Consider the following 18108-nt stretch of genomic DNA (forward strand, 5'->3'; position numbering starts at 1 on the left):
TGGTCTCAGCTCACCAGACGTAGGCGAGGACTTCCCCACCCACGCCCTTCTTGGCGGCCTGCTTGTCGGTGAGGAGGCCCGAGGACGTGGACAGGATCGCCACGCCGAGGCCGCCGAGCACCTTCGGCAGGTTGGTGGACTTGGCGTACACGCGCAGGCCCGGCTTGGACACGCGCTTGACGCCGGCGAGCGCACGCTCGCGGTTCGGGCCGTACTTGAGCTCGACGACGAGGTTCTTGCCCACGGGGGCGTCCTCGACCTTCCAGCCCTGGATGAAACCCTCGGCCTGCAGGATCTCCGCGATGTGCGACTTGAGCTTCGAGAACGGGATCGTCACCGAGTCGTGGTGCGCCGAGTTCGCGTTGCGCAGACGCGTCAGGAAGTCTGCGATCGGGTCGGTCATGGTCATGGCTTGTCAGCCTTTCTGCCGGGGTATCCCGGGCCGCTGGGCGGCACGGGACCTACCGACTGGGGGTGTCGCGAACGGATTACCAGCTGCTCTTGGTGACGCCGGGGAGCTCGCCGCGGTGGGCCATCTCCCGCACGCAGATCCGGCACAGGCCGAACTTGCGGTACACCGAGTGCGGACGGCCGCAGCGCTGGCAGCGCGTGTACCCACGCACCGCGAACTTCGGCTTGGCGTTCGCCTTGTTGATCAGAGCGGTCTTCGCCATGGGGTCAGTCCTCCTTGAACGGGAAGCCGAGGAGCTTGAGGAACGCGCGTCCCTCGTCGTCGGTGCCCGCCGTCGTGACGACCGTGATGTCCATGCCGCGGACGCGGTCGATCTTGTCCTGGTCGATCTCGTGGAACACGGACTGCTCCACGAGGCCGAACGTGTAGTTGCCGTTGCCGTCGAACTGCTTGGGCGACAGGCCGCGGAAGTCGCGGATGCGCGGCAGCGCCGTCGACAGCAGGCGGTCGAGGAACTCCCAGGCCCGGTCGCCGCGCAGCGTGACGTGCGCGCCGATCGGCATGCCCTCACGCAGCTTGAACTGCGCGATGGACTTGCGGGCCTTGGTGACCTGCGGCTTCTGACCCGTGATCTGGGTCAGGTCGCGGATCGCACCCTCGATGAGCTTGGAGTCCTTGGCGGCCTCGCCCACGCCCATGTTCACGACGACCTTCACCAGGCGCGCGACCTGGTTGATGTTCTCGTGGCCGAACTGCTCACGCAGCGCGGCACGGATCTCGTCGTTGTACTTGGTCTTGAGGCGGGGCAGCGCCGGAGCCTGGATCGTCGTCTCGGTCATGTCAGACGTCCTTCCCGGAGCGCTTGGCGACGCGGACACGGACGTTCCGCGTGCGGCCGTCGCGCTCGACCTGCTCGGTGCGGTAGCCGACCCGGGTGCCCTTCTTGGTCTCCGGGTCCACGAGCATCACGTTGCTGATGTGGATGGGCGCCTCGACCGTCTCGATGCCACCCGTGCGGGTGCCACGAGCCGTCTGGCCGGCCTTGACGTGCTTCTGCACGCGCTGGACGCCCTCGACGACGACGCGCTGGGTCTGCGTGAGGACCTCGAGCACACGGCCCTGCTTGCCCTTGTCACGGCCCGAGATGACGACCACCAGGTCGCCCTTCTTGATCTTCGCCATGGTCAGAGCACCTCCGGAGCCAGCGAGATGATCTTCATGAACTTCTTGTCGCGCAGCTCGCGGCCCACGGGGCCGAAGATGCGGGTGCCGCGGGGCTCCCCGTCGTTCTTGAGGATCACGGCCGCGTTCTCGTCGAACTTGATGTACGAGCCGTCCGGGCGGCGGCGCTCCTTGCGGGTGCGCACGACGACCGCCTTGACGACGTCGCCCTTCTTGACGTTGCCGCCGGGGATGGCGTCCTTGACGGTGGCGACGATGACGTCGCCGATCCCGGCGTAGCGGCGGCCGGAACCGCCGAGCACACGGATGCAGAGGATCTCCTTGGCACCCGTGTTGTCGGCGACGCGAAGCCGCGTCTCCTGCTGGATCATCTACCTACTCCTGTCGTCTGGCGGGTTCTCGGTCACGCCGCGTTCCCACGTCGCGCCGAGCCTGGCCGAACGGATAGTTGCCGTGATGCACACGTCGCGGCGGGGAGCCGGCCCGAGCTCTCGAACCGGACTTCCCCGCCGCCCGTGGGCAACTGTGATGACCGCCGGACGGCGGTCGTTCCACGCAGCCGAAGCCGCGTGATCTTACTTGGCCTTCTCCAGGATCTCCACCAGGCGCCAGCGCTTGGTCGCGCTGAGCGGGCGGGTCTCCATGATGAGGACCAGGTCGCCGATGCCGGCGGTGTTCTGCTCGTCGTGCGCCTTCACCTTGGAGGTGCGGCGGATGACCTTGCCGTAGAGCGGGTGCTTGACCCGGTCCTCGACCTCGACCACGACGGTCTTGTCCATCTTGTCGCTCACGACGTAGCCCCGGCGCGTCTTGCGGTACGCGCGGTGCTCGGCCGTGGCGGTGGTGTGCTTCTCGGTCATGTCCAGCCTCACTCGCTCGCGGTCGGCGCGGTACGGATGCCGAGCTCACGCTCGCGCAGGATGGTGTAGATCCGCGCGATGTCGCGGCGCACGGCCTTCAGACGCCCGTGGCTCTCGAGCTGGCCGGTCGCGGACTGGAAGCGGAGGTTGAACAGCTCCTCCTTGGCCTTCTTCAGCTCGCTCACCAGCTTCTCGTCGTCGAAGGCGTCCAGCTCGCTGGGAGCCAGGTCCTTGGTTCCGATAGCCATCAGTTACCACCCTCGCGAACCACGAAACGGGTCTTCATCGGGAGCTTGTGCTGCGCGCGGCGCATGGCCTCGCGCGCCAGGGGCTCCGGGACGCCGGCGAGCTCGAACATCACTCGGCCGGGCTTGACGTTGGCGATCCACCACTCGGGCGAACCCTTGCCGGACCCCATGCGGGTCTCGGCGGGCTTCTTCGTGAGCGGGCGGTCCGGGTAGATGTTGATCCAGACCTTTCCGCCACGCTTGATGTGGCGGGTCATCGCGATACGAGCAGCCTCGATCTGGCGGTTCGTGACGTAGGCGGGCTCGAGAGCCTGGATGCCGTACTCGCCGAACGAGATCGTGGTGCCACCCGTGGCCGCGCCGGAGCGCTTCGGGTGGTGCTGCTTGCGGTGCTTCAGCCTGCGCGGGATCAGCACGGCTCAGGCCTCCGTTCCGGTCTCAGGGGTCGCCTCGGGGTTGACCTCGACAGCAGCCTCGGCGGCGGCCGGAGCCTGCGCCTCGCGCTCACGACGACCGCCACCACGCGGGCCACGGTCACCGCGGTCGCCGCGGTCGCCACGAGGGCCACGCGACGGACGCGGAGCGGCGCTCGCCTGCTCGCGGGCGTACTCCTTCTCGGTCATGTCGCCCTTGTAGACCCACACCTTGACGCCGATGCGACCGAACGTCGTGCGGGCCTCGAAGAACCCGTAGTCGATGTTCGCGCGGAGAGTGTGCAGCGGCACACGACCCTCGCGGTAGAACTCCGTGCGGCTCATCTCCGCGCCGCCGAGACGGCCGGAGACCTGCACGCGGATGCCCTTGGCGCCGGCGCGCTGCGCGGACTGGATGCCCTTGCGCATCGCACGGCGGAAGGACACGCGGCTCGCGAGCTGCTCGGCGATGCCCTGGGCGACCAGCTGAGCCTCGAGCTCGGCGTTCTTGACCTCGAGGATGTTGAGCTGGACCTGCTTGCCCGTGAGCTTCTCGAGCTCGCCGCGGATGCGGTCGGCCTCCGCGCCACGACGCCCGATGACGATGCCCGGGCGGGCGGTGTGGATGTCGACGCGGACGCGGTCACGCGTGCGCTCGATCTCGACCTTCGCGATGCCCGCGCGCTCCAGACCCGTGCTCATGAGCTTGCGGATCTGGACGTCCTCACGGACGTAGTCGCGGTAGCGCTGACCCGGCTTGGTCGAGTCGGCGAACCACCGCGAGCGGTGATCGGTGGTGATGCCCAGGCGGTACCCGAGCGGGTTGACCTTCTGCCCCACTGTCAGGACCGTCCCTTCGTCTCACGCTCCGCGACGACCACGGTGATGTGGCTCGTGCGCTTGAGGATCTGGCTGGCGCGACCCTGCGCACGCGGACGGAACCGCTTCAGGGTCGGGCCCTCGTCGACGAAGACCTCCGAGATGTAGAGGTTGGCCTCGTCGAGACGCTGGCTGTTGCGCTTGGCGCCCTCGACCGCGTTCGCGATCGCCGACTGCACCGTCTTGAGGACGGGCTCCGCGGCCGCCTGCGGCGCGAACTTCAGCACCGCCACGGCCTCCCCGGCCTGCTTGCCACGGATGAGGTCGACGACGCGTCGGGCCTTCTGGGGCGTGACGCGGACGAACCGCGCCTTCGCCTTGGCTTCCATCGTGTCTGCTCCTGTCTCTGCCGTCAGGGCGTCACCTGCTGACCCGGGGGTCAGCGGCGACGACCCTTCCGGTCGTCCTTCTCGTGGCCGCGGAACGTGCGCGTCGGGGCGAACTCGCCGAGCTTGTGCCCGACCATCGCCTCCGTCACGAACACCGGGGTGTGCTTACGGCCGTCGTGGACGGCGAAGGTGTGGCCGAGGAAGTCCGGCGTGATGACCGAACGACGCGACCACGTCTTGATGACGTTCTTCGTGCCGGCCTCGTTCTGGACGTCGACCTTCTTCTGGAGGTGGCCGTCGACGAACGGGCCCTTCTTGAGGCTGCGAGGCATTCTCTCGGGCTCCTATCAGCGCTTCTTGCCGGTGCGCCGACGGCGCACGATGAGCTTGTCGCTCGGCTTGTTCGGACGGCGGGTACGGCCCTCGGCCTGACCCCATGGGCTCACCGGGTGGCGGCCACCGGAGGTCTTGCCCTCACCACCACCGTGCGGGTGGTCGATCGGGTTCATGGCGACACCGCGGACGGTCGGGCGCTTGCCCTTCCAGCGCATGCGGCCGGCCTTGCCCCAGTTGATGTTCGACTGCTCGGCGTTGCCGACCTCGCCGATCGTGGCGCGGCAGCGCAGGTCGACGTTGCGGATCTCGCCGGACGGCATGCGCAGCTGCGCGTACGGGCCGTCCTTCGCGACGAGCTGCACCGAGGTCCCGGCCGAGCGGGCGATCTTCGCACCGCCGCCGGGCCGCAGCTCGATGGCGTGGATGACCGTACCGGTCGGGATGTTGCGCAGCGGCAGGTTGTTGCCGGGCTTGATGTCCGCGCCGGCACCGGCCTCGACGACGTCACCCTGCGACAGCTTGTTCGGCGCGATGATGTAGCGCTTCTCGCCGTCCGCGTAGTGCAGCAGCGCGATGCGCGCGGTGCGGTTGGGGTCGTACTCGATGTGCGCGACCTTGGCCGGCACGCCGTCCTTGTCGTGACGACGGAAGTCGATCACGCGGTAGGCGCGCTTGTGCCCGCCACCGTGGTGACGCGTCGTCACACGACCCGTGTTGTTGCGGCCGCCCGACTTGGTCAGCGGCTTGACGAGCGACTTCTCCGGCGTGGAGCGCGTGATCTCGACGAAGTCGGCCACGCTCGAGCCACGGCGACCCGGCGTCGTCGGCTTGTACTTACGGATACCCATGAGTCCTCAGTCCTTCTCAGCCGACCGGACCACCGAAGATGTCGATCGTTCCCTCGCGGAGGGTGACGATCGCACGCTTCGTGTCCTTGCGGCGGCCGATGCCGAAACGGGTCCGGCGGGCCTTGCCCTGACGGTTGGCGGTGTTGACCGAGTCGACCTTCACGCCGAACACCTGCTCGACGGCGATCTTGATCTCGGTCTTGTTCGCCCGCGGGTCGACGAGGAACGTGTACTTGCCCTCGTCGAGCAGGCCGTAGCTCTTCTCGGAGACCACCGGCGCGATCAGGATGTCGCGGGGGTCCTTGCCGACGTTGGTCACTTGGACTCCTCCTCGGCCTCGGTCGAGGTCGCCGTCGCCTTCGCACCCTTGACCGGGCCCGCGAGGAACGCGTCGAGCGCGCCCTGCGTGAAGACGACGTCGTCCGAGACGAGGACGTCGTAGGTGTTGAGCTGGTCCGCGACGAGCAGGTGCACGCGCTCGACGTTGCGCAGCGACTTCCACGTGATCTCGTCCGAGCGCTCCACGACCACGAGGACGTGGCGACGCACGGTGAGGTTGTCGAGCACCGCGAGAGCGGCCTTCGTCGACGGGGCCTCACCCGGCGCGAAGCCGGAGACGACGTGCACGCGACCGGCGCGGGCGCGGTCCGAGAGAGCACCGCGGAGCGCCGCGGCCTTCATCTTCTTGGGGGTGCGCTGCGAGTAGTCACGCGGCTGCGGGCCGTGGACGGTGCCACCGCCGGCGAACTGCGGAGCACGCGTCGAGCCCTGACGGGCGCGACCGGTGCCCTTCTGCTTGTACGGCTTCTTGCCGCCACCACGGACCTCACCACGCGTCTTGGTGTCGTGAGTGCCCTGGCGAGCCGCCGCGAGCTGCGCGACGACCACCTGGTGGATCAGCGGGACGTTGGTCGGGGCGTCGAAGACCTCACCGGGCAGGTCGGCCGTACCGGCCTTCTTGCCCTTCGGGTCCAGGACGTCGACGGTCAGCGTGTCGCTCATCGAGGTCACGCACCCTTCACAGCGGTACGCACGACGACGACGCCGTTCTTGGGGCCGGGGACGGCACCCTTGACGAGCAGGAGGCCCCGCTCGGCGTCGACCGCGTGCACGGTCAGGTTCTGGGTGGTCTGACGGGCGACGCCCATCCGACCGGCCATACGCAGGCCCTTGAACACGCGCGACGGCGTCGACGCGCCACCGATCGAGCCCGGCTTGCGGTGGTTGCGGTGCGCACCGTGGGACGCGCTCACGCCGGAGAAGCCGTGACGCTTCATGACACCGGCGGTGCCCTTGCCCTTGGTGGTACCGATGACGTCGACGAGCTGGCCTGCCTCGAAGACGGTCGCGTCGAGCTCCTGGCCGAGCGTGAACTCGGCCGCGTTCGACGTGCGGATCTCAGCCACGTGCCGACGGGGGGTGACCCCCGCCTTCTCGAAGTGGCCCTTGAGCGGCTTGGTGACCTTGCGCGGGTCGATCTGGCCGAAGGCCAGCTGGACAGCCGCGTAGCCGTCAGCCTCAGCGGAGCGGACCTGCGTCACCACGTTCGTGCCGATCTCGACGACCGTGACGGGCACGAGGCGACCGGCCTCGTCCCACAGCTGGGTCATGCCGAGCTTGCGGCCGAGCAGCGCCGTGACGGGGCGCGCGTTCTGCTGGGTAGCCATGAGGATCAGTTCCTTCCCAGCGATCAGAGCTTGATCTCGATGTTCACGTCCGCGGGCAGGTCGAGACGCATGAGCGAGTCGACGGCCTTCGGCGTGGGGTCGATGATGTCGATCAGCCGCTTGTGCGTACGCATCTCGAAGTGCTCGCGGCTGTCCTTGTACTTGTGGGGCGACCGGATGACGCAGAAGACGTTCTTCTCCGTCGGCAGCGGCACCGGACCCACGACCGACGCACCAGCGCGAGTCACCGTGTCGACGATCTTGCGCGCCGAGCTGTCGATGACCTCGTGGTCGTAGGACTTGAGCCGGATGCGGATCTTCTGTCCCGCCATGGCGTCCTCTACTTCTCTCTCTTCGAACCAGTCCTGTCCGACCCCCGCGCTCGGGCGTGTCGCGTTGAGCGACTCACCAGGGCGCTGCGTACCGTGCGGTACAGGATCGGTGGTTGTCGTCGAACCGCCACCACCGGGTGGACCCCGGGGCTGACGCGGTTCGCCACGTCTGTCTGCCCTGCCTCAGGCGCACACGAAGGCACACCCGTAGCGGGCAACCTGAACAGTGTGCCAGACGAGGCCGTCGAACTCCAACCGGGCCCGGTCGTGACCTCGGACTCACTCCACGGCAGCGCGCGGGCGGCCCCGCACCACCTCGAGCGACGCCACATCGCCGAACGTCGTGACGGTGCACCCGTCGCCGGACAGGCCACCGACCCCGAGCCGCGCGTCACCGATCGCGAGCTGCGCCCCTTGCGCGACCGTCCGCACCGTCCCCCCGGTGGGCGCCTCGGCGGTGCGGGAGCAGGCGCGCGGCGCATCGTCGGCGTCGAGCACGGTCGCGGCGACCACCGCTGCGAGCGCGACGACGGGCACCCCGAGCCCCACCAGCACCGTGCGGCGGGTGCGGGGTTCCCGTCGCCGGGCATGCGCAGGAGCCGCCCACGCCCCGGGGGTGGTGGACGGCTCCTGCGACCTGCGCGGTGTGCGCTCAGCCGGCGCGTGCTCAGCAGGCTCGTGCGCGGTCGGCTCGTGCCCAGCGGGCGTGTGCTCAGCCGTGGTGCACCATGAGCGTCCCGACGCCGCTCGGCACCTCGACGACGTAGTGCGGGTCCGCCTCGACGAAGCCCTCGGTGGTGAACGTCGAGCCCGACGTGACCGAGTTCTCGGTCACGTCGTCGATCATGACCTGGCCGGCGCCGCCCTGGACGACGACCTTCACCCCGACCCCGTCGGGCACGGTGAGCAGGAACGAGCCGAGGCCGGCCTCGAGGTTGATCACGGACGCGCCCGTCGGCTCGCCCAGGCGCACGTCGACCGACCGGGTGCCCGCGACGACCCGCAGCTCGGCGACGTCCGCCGCCGAGAGGTCACCGGAGACGGTGTCGGTCTGCACGTCGAGGACGACCGACCACTGGGCGTCCGGGGCGACCTGCACGGTCGACGACTCGCCGGACAGCGTCGCGACCGCCGGGCTGCCCTCGGTGGCCTGCGCCGCGGCGTCGGCGCCGGTGGCACCCAGCGCGAGCAGCTTGTCGGCCGGCGCGTCCGCGCTCAGCTGCACCGTGCCGACCGAGCCCTCGATGCGCAGCTGCGCGGAGGTCGCGTCGCCGCGTGCGATCGAGGCGCTCGTGGCGGCGTCGGCGTCGTCGCCGGCCGCGTCGTCGTCGGAGCCACCGCCCAGCACGGCGTAGGCGCCGATGCCCAGGACGACGGCGATGGCGATGCCGACCACCCAGCCGACGACCTTGCCGCGCCCCGCGGGTGCGGGGCCCGACGCCGAGGAGGCGACGACCGAGTCGAAGGACGGGGAGGAGGGGGGCGTGTCGACGGCGGTCGCGGCGTCGCGACGGCCGGCCGCGTCACGCGGCGGAGGGAGCTCAGCGGACATGCGCAGGACGCTAACCGCGCGCGCCACGCGCACGCGAGGGATCCGGACGAACCACCCGCGGGGTGAAACGTTTTGTACGTCCCTGACCGGCACCTCTTCTCCCCTCCGAGAGGCAGGGACGACGCCTTGGGCCGGGGCGCGCGCAGGGCCCGGGAGCCGAAGCTCCCGGGCCCTGCGTGGTGCGATCAGCCCCGTAGGGCTCGGATCACTTGAGGATCTTCGTGACGCGGCCCGAGCCGACGGTGCGGCCACCCTCGCGGATGGCGAAGCCGAGGCCCTCCTCCATCGCGATGGGCTGGATGAGGTTCACGTGGATCTCGGTGTTGTCACCGGGCATGACCATCTCGGTGCCCTCGGGCAGCGTGATGACGCCGGTGACGTCCGTCGTGCGGAAGTAGAACTGCGGGCGGTAGTTCCCGTAGAACGGGTTGTGACGGCCACCCTCGTCCTTGGCCAGGATGTAGACCTGGCCCTCGAACTCCGTGTGCGGCGTGATCGAGCCGGGCTTGACGACGACCTGGCCGCGCTCGACCTCCTCGCGCTTCGTGCCGCGCAGGAGCAGACCGACGTTCTCGCCGGCCTCGGCGTAGTCGAGCAGCTTGCGGAACATCTCGACGCCGGTGACCGTGGTCTTGATCGCCTTCTCCTTGATGCCGACGATCTCCACCTCCTCGTTCACCTTGAGCTGACCGCGCTCGACGCGGCCCGTCACGACGGTGCCACGACCGGTGATCGTGAAGACGTCCTCGATCGGCATGAGGAACGGCTTGTCGATGTCACGCACCGGGTCCGGCACGTTCTCGTCGACGGCGTCGAGCAGGTCCTCGACCGACTTGACCCAGGTGGGGTCGCCCTCGAGCGCCTTGAGGCCCGAGACGCGGATCACCGGGACGTCGTCGCCGGGGAAGCCCTGCGACGTGAGGAGCTCGCGCACCTCCATCTCGACGAGGTCCAGGATCTCCTCGTCGTCGACCATGTCGGTCTTGTTCAGCGCCACGAGCAGGTAGGGCACGCCGACCTGACGGGCGAGCAGGACGTGCTCACGCGTCTGGGCCATCGGGCCGTCCGTCGCCGCGACCACGAGGATGGCGCCGTCCATCTGCGCCGCGCCCGTGATCATGTTCTTGATGTAGTCGGCGTGACCGGGGGCGTCGACGTGCGCGTAGTGACGCTTCTCGGTCTGGTACTCGACGTGCGCGATGTTGATCGTGATACCGCGCTGCTTCTCCTCCGGCGCCTTGTCGATCTCGTCGAACGGCGTGAAGGGGTTCAGGTCGGGGTACTTGTCGTGCAGCACCTTCGAGATCGCGGCGGTCAGCGTCGTCTTGCCGTGGTCGACGTGACCGATGGTCCCGATGTTGACGTGCGGCTTCGTCCGCTCGAACTTCGCCTTGCCCACTAGGTGTCCTCCTCAGGACTTGGTAGAGACTGCCCGGCTGCAGGTACCGGAAGGTACCGGCAGGACGTGCGGCCCCACGGGTCGGTTTGTGTGATGGAACTACAGGTTTCGACCTGTGGGACTTACTCGCCCCGGGTCTTCTTGATGATCTCTTCGGCCACGTTACGAGGAACCTCGGCGTAGCTGTCGAACTGCATCGAGTACACCGCACGACCCTGGGTCTTCGACCGCAGGTCACCGACGTACCCGAACATCTCGGAGAGCGGCACCTGGGCGCGGATCACCTTCACGCCCGTCGCGTCCTCCATGGACTGGATCATGCCGCGGCGCGAGTTCAGGTCGCCGATGACATCACCCATGTAGTCCTCGGGGGTGCGGACCTCGACGGCCATGACCGGCTCGAGAAGAACCGGGTCGGCCTTGCGGACCGCCTCCTTGAGGACCATCGAGCCGGCGATCTTGAACGCCATCTCCGAGGAGTCGACGTCGTGCGCCGCACCGTCGATGAGCGTCGCCTTGATGCCCACGAGCGGGTAGCCCGCGAGCACGCCGAGCTGCATCGCGCTCTGGATACCGGCGTCGACCGACGGGATGTACTCGCGCGGGACGCGGCCACCGGTGACCGCGTTCTCGAACTGGTACAGCTCGCCCTCGTCGGACTCCAGCGGCTCGAAGGTCACCTGGACCTTCGCGTACTGGCCCGAACCACCGGTCTGCTTCTTGTGCGTGTAGTCGAGCTTCTCGACCTTGCGACGGATCGTCTCGCGGTACGCGACCTGCGGCTTGCCGACGTTGGCCTCGACCTTGAACTCGCGACGCATGCGGTCGACGAGGATGTCGAGGTGGAGCTCGCCCATGCCGCCGATGACCGTCTGGCCGGTCTCCTCGTCGAGCTTGACCCGGAACGTCGGGTCCTCCTCGGCGAGCTTCTGGATCGCGATGGAGAGCTTCTCCTGGTCGCCCTTGGTCTTCGGCTCGATCGCGACGTCGATGACGGGCTCGGGGAACGTCATCGACTCGAGCACGACGGGCGCGCTCGGGTCGGTGAGCGTGTCACCGGTCGTGACGTCCTTGAGGCCGATGAAGGCGTAGATGTGCCCCGCCTGCGCCTCGCCGACCGGGTTCTCCTTGTTGGAGTGCATCTGGAACAGCTTGCCGATGCGCTCCTTCTTGCCCTTGGTCGCGTTGAGGACCTGGGCGCCCTGCTCGACCTTGCCCGAGTACACGCGGACGTAGGTGAGCTTGCCGAAGAACGGGTGCGCGGCGACCTTGAACGCGAGCGCCGCGAACGGCTCGGACGCGTCGGGGTGGCGCTCGATGACGACCTCGGGGTCCTTGACGTCGTGGCCCTCGACGGCCGGCACGTCCAGCGGCGTCGGCAGGTAGTCGATCACGGCGTCGAGCATGGGCTGGACGCCCTTGTTCTTGAACGCCGAGCCGCACAGCACCGGGTAGGCCTCGGACGCGACCGTGAGCTTGCGGATGCCCGCCTTGATCTCGGCGACCGTGAGCTCCTCGCCACCGAGGTACTTCTCGAGCAGCGCCTCGTCGGTCTCGGCGACGGCCTCGATGAGCTCGGCGCGGTACTGCTCCGCCTTCTCCACCAGGTCGGCCGGGATGTCCTCGACCTCGTACTTCTCGCCGAGCGCGGTCTCACCGCGCCAGACGAGCGCACGCTGCTCGACCAGGTCCACGACGCCGATGAAGTCGCTCTCGGAGCCGATGGGCAGCTGGAGGACCAGCGGCTTGGCCTTGAGGCGGTCCACGATCGTCTTCACCGTGAAGTAGAAGTCCGCACCCAGCTTGTCCATCTTGTTGACGAAGCAGATGCGCGGGACGTCGTACTTGTCGGCCTGGCGCCACACGGTCTCCGACTGGGGCTCCACGCCCTCCTTGCCGTCGAACACGGCGACGGCGCCGTCGAGGACGCGCAGCGAGCGCTCGACCTCGACGGTGAAGTCCACGTGACCGGGCGTGTCGATGATGTTGATCTGGTTGTTCTTCCAGTAGCAGGTCGTCGCGGCGGACGTGATCGTGATGCCGCGCTCCTGCTCCTGCTCCATCCAGTCCATCGTCGACGCACCGTCGTGCGTCTCACCGATCTTGTAGTTGACCCCGGTGTAGAACAGGATCCGCTCGGTGGTCGTCGTCTTGCCGGCATCGATGTGCGCCATGATGCCGATGTTGCGGACCTTCGTGAGGTCCGTCAGCACGTCAAGTGCCACGTTGGTCTGCCCCTTGTCGGTTGGCTCGGTGTGCGGCCGGCACACGCTGTCGCGTGCCGGCCGCACCGGCTGGAATCACCAGCGGTAGTGCGCGAAGGCCCGGTTGGACTCGGCCATCTTGTGCATGTCCTCGCGGCGCTTCACAGCGGCACCGAGGCCGTTGGACGCGTCGAGGATCTCGTTCATGAGGCGCTCGGTCATCGTCTTCTCGCGACGAGCGCGCGAGTAGTCGGTGAGCCAGCGCAGCGCGAGCGTCGTGGAACGCACGGGGCGCACCTCGATCGGCACCTGGTAGGTGGCGCCACCGACACGACGCGACTTGACCTCGAGCGACGGACGCACGTTGTCGAGCGCGCGCTTGAGCACGACGACCGGGTCCTGCTGGGTCTTCTCGCGCACGCCCTCGAGCGCGCCGTAGACGATCGACTCGGCGACGGTCTTCTTGCCGTCGAGGAGGATCTTGTTGATGAGCTGCGTGACGACCGGCGACCCGTAGACGGGGTCGACGATCAGCGGCCGCTTCGGGGCGGGACCCTTACGAGGCATCGGTTCAGCCCTTCTTCGCGCCGTAGCGGCTGCGCGCCTGCTTGCGGTTCTTCACGCCCTGCGTGTCGAGCGCGCCGCGCACGATCTTGTAGCGGACACCGGGGAGGTCCTTCACACGACCGCCGCGGACGAGCACGATCGAGTGCTCCTGGAGGTTGTGGCCCACGCCGGGGATGTACGCCGTGACCTCGACACCCGACGACAGGCGCACACGGGCGACCTTGCGCAGGGCGGAGTTCGGCTTCTTGGGGGTCGTGGTGTACACGCGCGTGCACACACCGCGACGCTGGGGGCTGCCCTTGAGGGCAGGCGTCTTCGACTTGTTCGTCTTCGCCTGCCGGCCCTTGCGGACCAGCTGCTGGATCGTAGGCACTACGTCTCCGTCTGGTAGATGAGCTCTGGTCGACCGGACCCCGTCACCCAGGACGGCCGGCAAGTGCGCGAGTCGCCGCCCGTCGCGCGGCTATCGCCTGGTCTTTCCTCCCGCACCGACCCCCGCGCTCGGGCGTGTCGCCCCGGTCCTCTGCGGCGCCGAGGCCCAGCAGAGCTGGGCGGCGGGAGCCGCGCGAGTGGCGGGGGATCGCTTGCCGCACTCGTCGTGACGTCCGTCCGGCGAACCGGACCGCGTCCGTGCGAGTGCACGCGCGAGGGCCCGACGGCGCGGGCACAGAGTCCAACGTTACCTGGCCGCCATAGCACCGTCAAAGGACCACGACTGTGACGCTCCCCGCCACATGCCCGCTCCCCCGGCGCAGCCCCGCCACCTGCGTCGGCGCCGCCGCGGTCATGAGCAGGACGCCGCCGCACCCGGCCAGCGGCCCTCCTCGCGGTGCACCCGCAGCGCCTCGACCAACGCCCACCGCGCGGACGCGGGCCACCCGTCGGGGACCGCGTCCGACCCCTCGGCGCGCGGGGCCGGGACGCCCGAGGGGGCCCACCGCCATGCGGTGGACCCCCTCGGGTCAGGTCAGGAGACCGACGTCAGCGCAGGTCGCCGAAGTCGATGTCCTCGAGCGGGATCGCCTCACCCGAGCCGAAGCCCAGGGCGGGGAAGTCGATCTCGTCGTAGCCGAACGTCGGGTACAGCTCGGCCTTGGCCTCCTCGGTCGGCTCCACGGCGATGTCGCGGTAACGCGGCAGGCCGGTACCGGCGGGGATGAGCTTGCCGAGGATGACGTTCTCCTTGAGGCCGAGCAGCGGGTCGGACCGACCCGACATCGCGGCCTCGGTGAGCACGCGGGTCGTCTCCTGGAAGGAGGCCGCCGACAGCCACGAGTCCGTCGCGAGCGACGCCTTCGTGATGCCCATGAGCTCCGGACGACCCGAGGCCGGCTGACCGCCCTCGGCGACCGTCCTGCGGTTCGCGTCCTCGAACTTCCCGCGCTCGGCGAGCTCGCCGGGCAGCAGGTCGGTCGTGCCGGAGTCGAGCACCGTCACGCGACGCAGCATCTGCCGCACGATGACCTCGATGTGCTTGTCGTGGATGTCCACGCCCTGCGAGCGGTAGACCTCCTGCACCTCGTCGACCAGGTGCTCCTGCGTCTTGCGCGGGCCCAGGATGCGCAGGACCTTCTTCGGGTCCACGGCACCCTGCACCAGCTGCGTGCCGACCGCGACGTGGTCGCCGTCGTTCACGAGCAGACGCGAGCGCTTGGTGATCGGGTACGCGATCTCCTCCGAGCCGTCGTCCGGCGTCAGGACGATGCGCCGCGAGCGGTCACCCTCCTCGATCGCCACCCGGCCCGAGAACTCCGCGATCGGCGCCTCACCCTTGGGGGTGCGGGCCTCGAAGAGCTCCTGGACACGCGGCAGACCCTGCGTGATGTCCTCCGCGGAGGCGACACCACCGGTGTGGAAGGTACGCATCGTCAGCTGCGTGCCGGGCTCACCGATCGACTGCGCCGCGATGATGCCGACGGCCTCACCGATGTCGACGAGCTTGCCGGTGGCCAGCGAGCGGCCGTAGCACTTCGCGCACGTGCCGACACGCGACTCGCACGTGAGCACCGACCGCACCTTGAGGGTGTCGACGCCCGTCTCGAGCAGGCGGTCCAGCAGGACGTCGCCCACGTCGTCGCCCGCGCGGCCGATGACCTCGCCCTCCACCTCGATGTCGGTGGCCAGCGTGCGCGAGAAGACGCTCGTCTCCACCTTGTCGTGGCGGCGCAGCTTGCCGTCCGCACCCGGGACACCGATCGGCATGGTCAGACCGCGCTCGGTGCCGCAGTCGTCCTCGCGCACGATGACGTCCTGCGAGACGTCCACCAGACGACGCGTGAGGTAACCCGAGTCGGCGGTCCGCAGAGCGGTGTCCGCCAGACCCTTGCGGGCACCGTGCGTCGCGATGAAGTACTCGAGGACGGACAGGCCCTCGCGGTAGTTGGACTTGATCGGGCGCGGGATGATCTCGCCCTTCGGGTTCGCCACGAGACCGCGCATACCGGCGATCTGACGGACCTGCATCCAGTTACCACGTGCGCCCGAGCCGACCATCCGGAACACCGTGTTGCGCGCAGGGAAGTTCTCCTGCATCGACTTGGCGACCTTGTCGGTGGCCTGCGTCCAGATCTCGATGAGCTCCTGACGACGCTCGTCGTCGGTGATGAGGCCCTTCTCGTACTGACCCTGCACCTTCGCCGCGCGCGCCTCGTGCTCCTCGAGGATCGCCGCCTTCGCCGCCGGCGTGGCGACGTCGGAGATCGCGATCGTCACGCCCGAGCGGGTGGCCCAGCGGAAGCCGGCCTCCTTCAGGGCGTCGAGCGACGCCGCGACGGCCACCTTGGGGTAGCGCTCCGCGAGGTCGTTCACGATCACGGACAGCCGCTTCTTGTCGACGACGCCGTTCTCGTACGGGTAGTCGACCGGGAGCAGCTCGTTGAACAGCGCGCGGCCCAGCGTCGTCTCGAACAGCAGGGTCTGGCCGTACTCGTAGCCCTCGGGCGCGTCCTCCTCGGGCAGCACCAGGTCGTCGAACCGGATCTTCACGACCGCGTTGAGGTCGAGCGTGCCCTGGTCGAACGCCATGACGGCCTCGGCGACCGAGCTGAACGCACGGCCCTCGCCCTCGGCGCCCGGCTTGTCGGACGTCAGGTGGTACAGGCCGATGATCATGTCCTGCGAGGGCATGGTCACCGGACGACCGTCCGACGGCTTGAGGATGTTGTTGCTCGAGAGCATGAGGATGCGGGCCTCGGCCTGCGCCTCCGCGCTCAGGGGCAGGTGGACGGCCATCTGGTCACCGTCGAAGTCCGCGTTGAACGCGGCGCAGACGAGCGGGTGCAGGTGGATCGCCTTGCCCTCGACCAGCTGCGGCTCGAACGCCTGGATGCCCAGACGGTGCAGCGTGGGCGCACGGTTCAGCAGCACCGGGTGCTCGGTGATGACCTCCTCGAGCACGTCCCACACGACCGGGCGGGCGCGCTCGACCATGCGCTTGGCGGACTTGATGTTCTGCGCGTGGTTGAGGTCCACCAGGCGCTTCATGACGAACGGCTTGAACAGCTCGAGCGCCATCTGCTTCGGCAGGCCGCACTGGTGCAGCTTGAGCTGCGGGCCGACGACGATGACCGAACGGCCCGAGTAGTCGACGCGCTTGCCGAGCAGGTTCTGGCGGAACCGGCCCTGCTTGCCCTTGAGCATGTCGGAGATCGACTTCAGCGGACGGTTGCCGGGGCCCGTGACCGGGCGGCCGCGGCGGCCGTTGTCGAACAGCGAGTCCACGGCCTCCTGGAGCATCCGCTTCTCGTTGTTGACGATGATCTCCGGCGCGCCCAGGTCCAGGAGCCGCTTGAGGCGGTTGTTCCGGTTGATGACGCGGCGGTACAGGTCGTTCAGGTCCGAGGTGGCGAACCGGCCACCGTCGAGCTGGACCATCGGGCGCAGGTCCGGCGGGATGACCGGGACCGCATCGAGGACCATGCCCGTCGGCGAGTTGTTCGTCGTGAGGAACGCGTTGACGACCTTCAGACGCTTGAGGGCGCGCGTCTTGCGCTGGCCCTTGCCGGTCTTGATGATCTCGCGCAGGTTCTCCGACTCCGCCTCCAGGTCGAACGCCTCGAGGCGCTTCTGGATCGCCGCGGCGCCCATCGAGCCCTCGAAGTAGTTGCCGTAGCGGTCCTGGAGCTGGCGGTAGAGCATCTCGTCGCCCTCGAGGTCCGCGACCTTGAGGTTCTTGAACCGGTCCCAGACCTGCTCGAGGCGCTCGATCTCCGCGTCCGCACGCTTGCGGATCTGCGCCATCTCCCGCTCGGCCGAGTCGCGCACCTTGCGCCGCGCGTCGGCCTTGGCACCCTCCGCCTCGAGCTCGGCCAGGTCGGCCTCGAGCTTGGCGGCACGGTTGTTGATGTCGTTGTCGCGGCGGTCCGCGATCTCCTTGCGCTCCAGGTCGATCTCGTTCTGGAGGTTCGGGAGGTCCTCGTGACGGCCCTCCTCGTCGACCCACGTGATCATGTAGGCCGCGAAGTAGATGACCTTCTCGAGGTCCTTGGGCGCCAGGTCGAGCAGGTAGCCCAGACGCGACGGCACACCCTTGAAGAACCAGATGTGCGTGACGGGGGCGGCCAGCTCGATGTGGCCCATGCGCTCACGGCGCACCTTGGAACGCGTCACCTCGACGCCGCAGCGCTCGCAGATGATGCCCTTGAAGCGCACGCGCTTGTACTTGCCGCAGTTGCACTCCCAGTCCCGGGTGGGACCGAAGATCTTCTCGCAGAAGAGACCGTCCTTCTCCGGCTTCAGGGTCCGGTAGTTGATGGTCTCGGGCTTCTTGACCTCGCCGTGCGACCAGGCACGGATGTCGTCGGCCGTGGCCAGGCCGATACGCAGCTCGTCGAAGACGTTGACGTCGAGCAAGGGGGTCCTACTTCCTTCGCTAGCCGGGC

The 18108-nt window shown here is 68.7% G+C and carries 23 protein-coding genes; all 23 read right to left on the reverse strand.

Annotated elements, in window-relative coordinates; translation table 11 throughout:
* Positions 1-10 precede the first annotated feature (10 nt).
* Positions 11-409: a 30S ribosomal protein S8 gene (gene rpsH, locus CBP52_RS09510; protein ID WP_094180746.1), complete on the reverse strand. Its 399-nt coding sequence runs from the start codon at positions 407-409 to the stop codon at positions 11-13.
* Positions 410-488: 79 nt separating this feature from the next.
* Positions 489-674 (reverse strand): type Z 30S ribosomal protein S14, encoded by a 186-nt coding sequence (locus tag CBP52_RS09515; RefSeq protein ID WP_048342538.1) that lies wholly within the window; start codon positions 672-674, stop codon positions 489-491.
* A 4-nt stretch (positions 675-678) separates the two neighbouring features.
* Positions 679-1251, reverse strand: a complete 573-nt coding sequence (gene rplE / locus CBP52_RS09520; protein ID WP_094180747.1) for a 50S ribosomal protein L5 — start codon at positions 1249-1251, stop codon at positions 679-681.
* A 1-nt stretch (position 1252) separates the two neighbouring features.
* The gene (rplX, locus tag CBP52_RS09525; protein ID WP_094180748.1) at positions 1253-1594 is read right to left on the reverse strand and encodes a 50S ribosomal protein L24; all 342 of its coding nucleotides are present in this window, start codon (positions 1592-1594) and stop codon (positions 1253-1255) included.
* Between the two features lie 2 nt (positions 1595-1596).
* Entirely contained in the window at positions 1597-1965 is a 369-nt protein-coding gene (gene rplN, locus CBP52_RS09530) for a 50S ribosomal protein L14 (protein WP_013882866.1), read from the reverse strand.
* A 204-nt stretch (positions 1966-2169) separates the two neighbouring features.
* Positions 2170-2454 carry a 30S ribosomal protein S17 gene (gene rpsQ / locus CBP52_RS09535; protein WP_094180749.1) on the reverse strand — a complete coding sequence of 95 codons (285 nt, stop codon included), beginning with the start codon at positions 2452-2454 and terminating at the stop codon, positions 2170-2172.
* 8 nt (positions 2455-2462) lie between these two features.
* Positions 2463-2702, reverse strand: a complete 240-nt coding sequence (gene rpmC, locus CBP52_RS09540) for a 50S ribosomal protein L29 (RefSeq protein WP_094180750.1) — start codon at positions 2700-2702, stop codon at positions 2463-2465.
* Positions 2702-3118: a 50S ribosomal protein L16 gene (rplP, locus tag CBP52_RS09545; protein WP_094180751.1), complete on the reverse strand. Its 417-nt coding sequence runs from the start codon at positions 3116-3118 to the stop codon at positions 2702-2704. The genes rpmC and rplP overlap by 1 nt, the downstream gene beginning before the upstream one ends.
* 3 nt (positions 3119-3121) lie before the next feature.
* Positions 3122-3955: a 30S ribosomal protein S3 gene (gene rpsC / locus CBP52_RS09550; RefSeq protein WP_094180752.1), complete on the reverse strand. Its 834-nt coding sequence runs from the start codon at positions 3953-3955 to the stop codon at positions 3122-3124.
* Between the two features lie 2 nt (positions 3956-3957).
* Positions 3958-4323 (reverse strand): 50S ribosomal protein L22, encoded by a 366-nt coding sequence (gene rplV / locus CBP52_RS09555; RefSeq protein WP_094180753.1) that lies wholly within the window; start codon positions 4321-4323, stop codon positions 3958-3960.
* 50 nt (positions 4324-4373) lie between these two features.
* A complete protein-coding gene (rpsS, locus tag CBP52_RS09560; protein WP_013882860.1) occupies positions 4374-4655 on the reverse strand; it encodes a 30S ribosomal protein S19 in 282 nt (93 codons plus the stop codon).
* Positions 4656-4670: 15 nt separating this feature from the next.
* Entirely contained in the window at positions 4671-5507 is an 837-nt protein-coding gene (rplB, locus tag CBP52_RS09565; protein WP_094180754.1) for a 50S ribosomal protein L2, read from the reverse strand.
* Between the two features lie 16 nt (positions 5508-5523).
* Positions 5524-5826: a 50S ribosomal protein L23 gene (rplW, locus tag CBP52_RS09570; protein ID WP_048342528.1), complete on the reverse strand. Its 303-nt coding sequence runs from the start codon at positions 5824-5826 to the stop codon at positions 5524-5526.
* Complete coding sequence (rplD, locus tag CBP52_RS09575) at positions 5823-6509, reverse strand: 50S ribosomal protein L4 (protein ID WP_094182299.1); 687 nt, start codon at positions 6507-6509, stop codon at positions 5823-5825. The genes rplW and rplD overlap by 4 nt, the downstream gene beginning before the upstream one ends.
* A gap of 5 nt (positions 6510-6514) precedes the next feature.
* Positions 6515-7174: a 50S ribosomal protein L3 gene (gene rplC, locus CBP52_RS09580; RefSeq protein ID WP_094180755.1), complete on the reverse strand. Its 660-nt coding sequence runs from the start codon at positions 7172-7174 to the stop codon at positions 6515-6517.
* Positions 7175-7197: 23 nt separating this feature from the next.
* Positions 7198-7506 carry a 30S ribosomal protein S10 gene (gene rpsJ, locus CBP52_RS09585; protein ID WP_013117879.1) on the reverse strand — a complete coding sequence of 103 codons (309 nt, stop codon included), beginning with the start codon at positions 7504-7506 and terminating at the stop codon, positions 7198-7200.
* A gap of 279 nt (positions 7507-7785) precedes the next feature.
* The gene (locus CBP52_RS09590; protein WP_094180756.1) at positions 7786-8061 is read right to left on the reverse strand and encodes a hypothetical protein; all 276 of its coding nucleotides are present in this window, start codon (positions 8059-8061) and stop codon (positions 7786-7788) included.
* Positions 8062-8218: 157 nt separating this feature from the next.
* Positions 8219-9058 carry a hypothetical protein gene (locus CBP52_RS09595; RefSeq protein WP_157732567.1) on the reverse strand — a complete coding sequence of 280 codons (840 nt, stop codon included), beginning with the start codon at positions 9056-9058 and terminating at the stop codon, positions 8219-8221.
* Between the two features lie 205 nt (positions 9059-9263).
* Positions 9264-10457, reverse strand: a complete 1194-nt coding sequence (tuf, locus tag CBP52_RS09600) for an elongation factor Tu (RefSeq protein ID WP_094180758.1) — start codon at positions 10455-10457, stop codon at positions 9264-9266.
* Positions 10458-10579: 122 nt separating this feature from the next.
* The gene (fusA, locus tag CBP52_RS09605; protein WP_094180759.1) at positions 10580-12682 is read right to left on the reverse strand and encodes an elongation factor G; all 2103 of its coding nucleotides are present in this window, start codon (positions 12680-12682) and stop codon (positions 10580-10582) included.
* A gap of 75 nt (positions 12683-12757) precedes the next feature.
* Positions 12758-13228, reverse strand: a complete 471-nt coding sequence (gene rpsG, locus CBP52_RS09610) for a 30S ribosomal protein S7 (RefSeq protein ID WP_048342519.1) — start codon at positions 13226-13228, stop codon at positions 12758-12760.
* Positions 13229-13232: 4 nt separating this feature from the next.
* Positions 13233-13601, reverse strand: coding sequence for a 30S ribosomal protein S12 (gene rpsL / locus CBP52_RS09615; RefSeq protein WP_013882841.1), 369 nt, complete (start codon positions 13599-13601; stop codon positions 13233-13235).
* 608 nt (positions 13602-14209) lie between these two features.
* On the reverse strand, positions 14210-18079 hold the full coding sequence (locus CBP52_RS09620) for a DNA-directed RNA polymerase subunit beta' (RefSeq protein ID WP_094180760.1): 3870 nt from the start codon (positions 18077-18079) through the stop codon (positions 14210-14212).
* Between the last annotated feature and the right edge of the window lie 29 nt (positions 18080-18108).

The organism is Cellulomonas sp. PSBB021, from assembly GCF_002240455.1.
In the GTDB taxonomy this organism is placed as follows: Bacteria; Actinomycetota; Actinomycetes; order Actinomycetales; family Cellulomonadaceae; genus Cellulomonas; species Cellulomonas uda.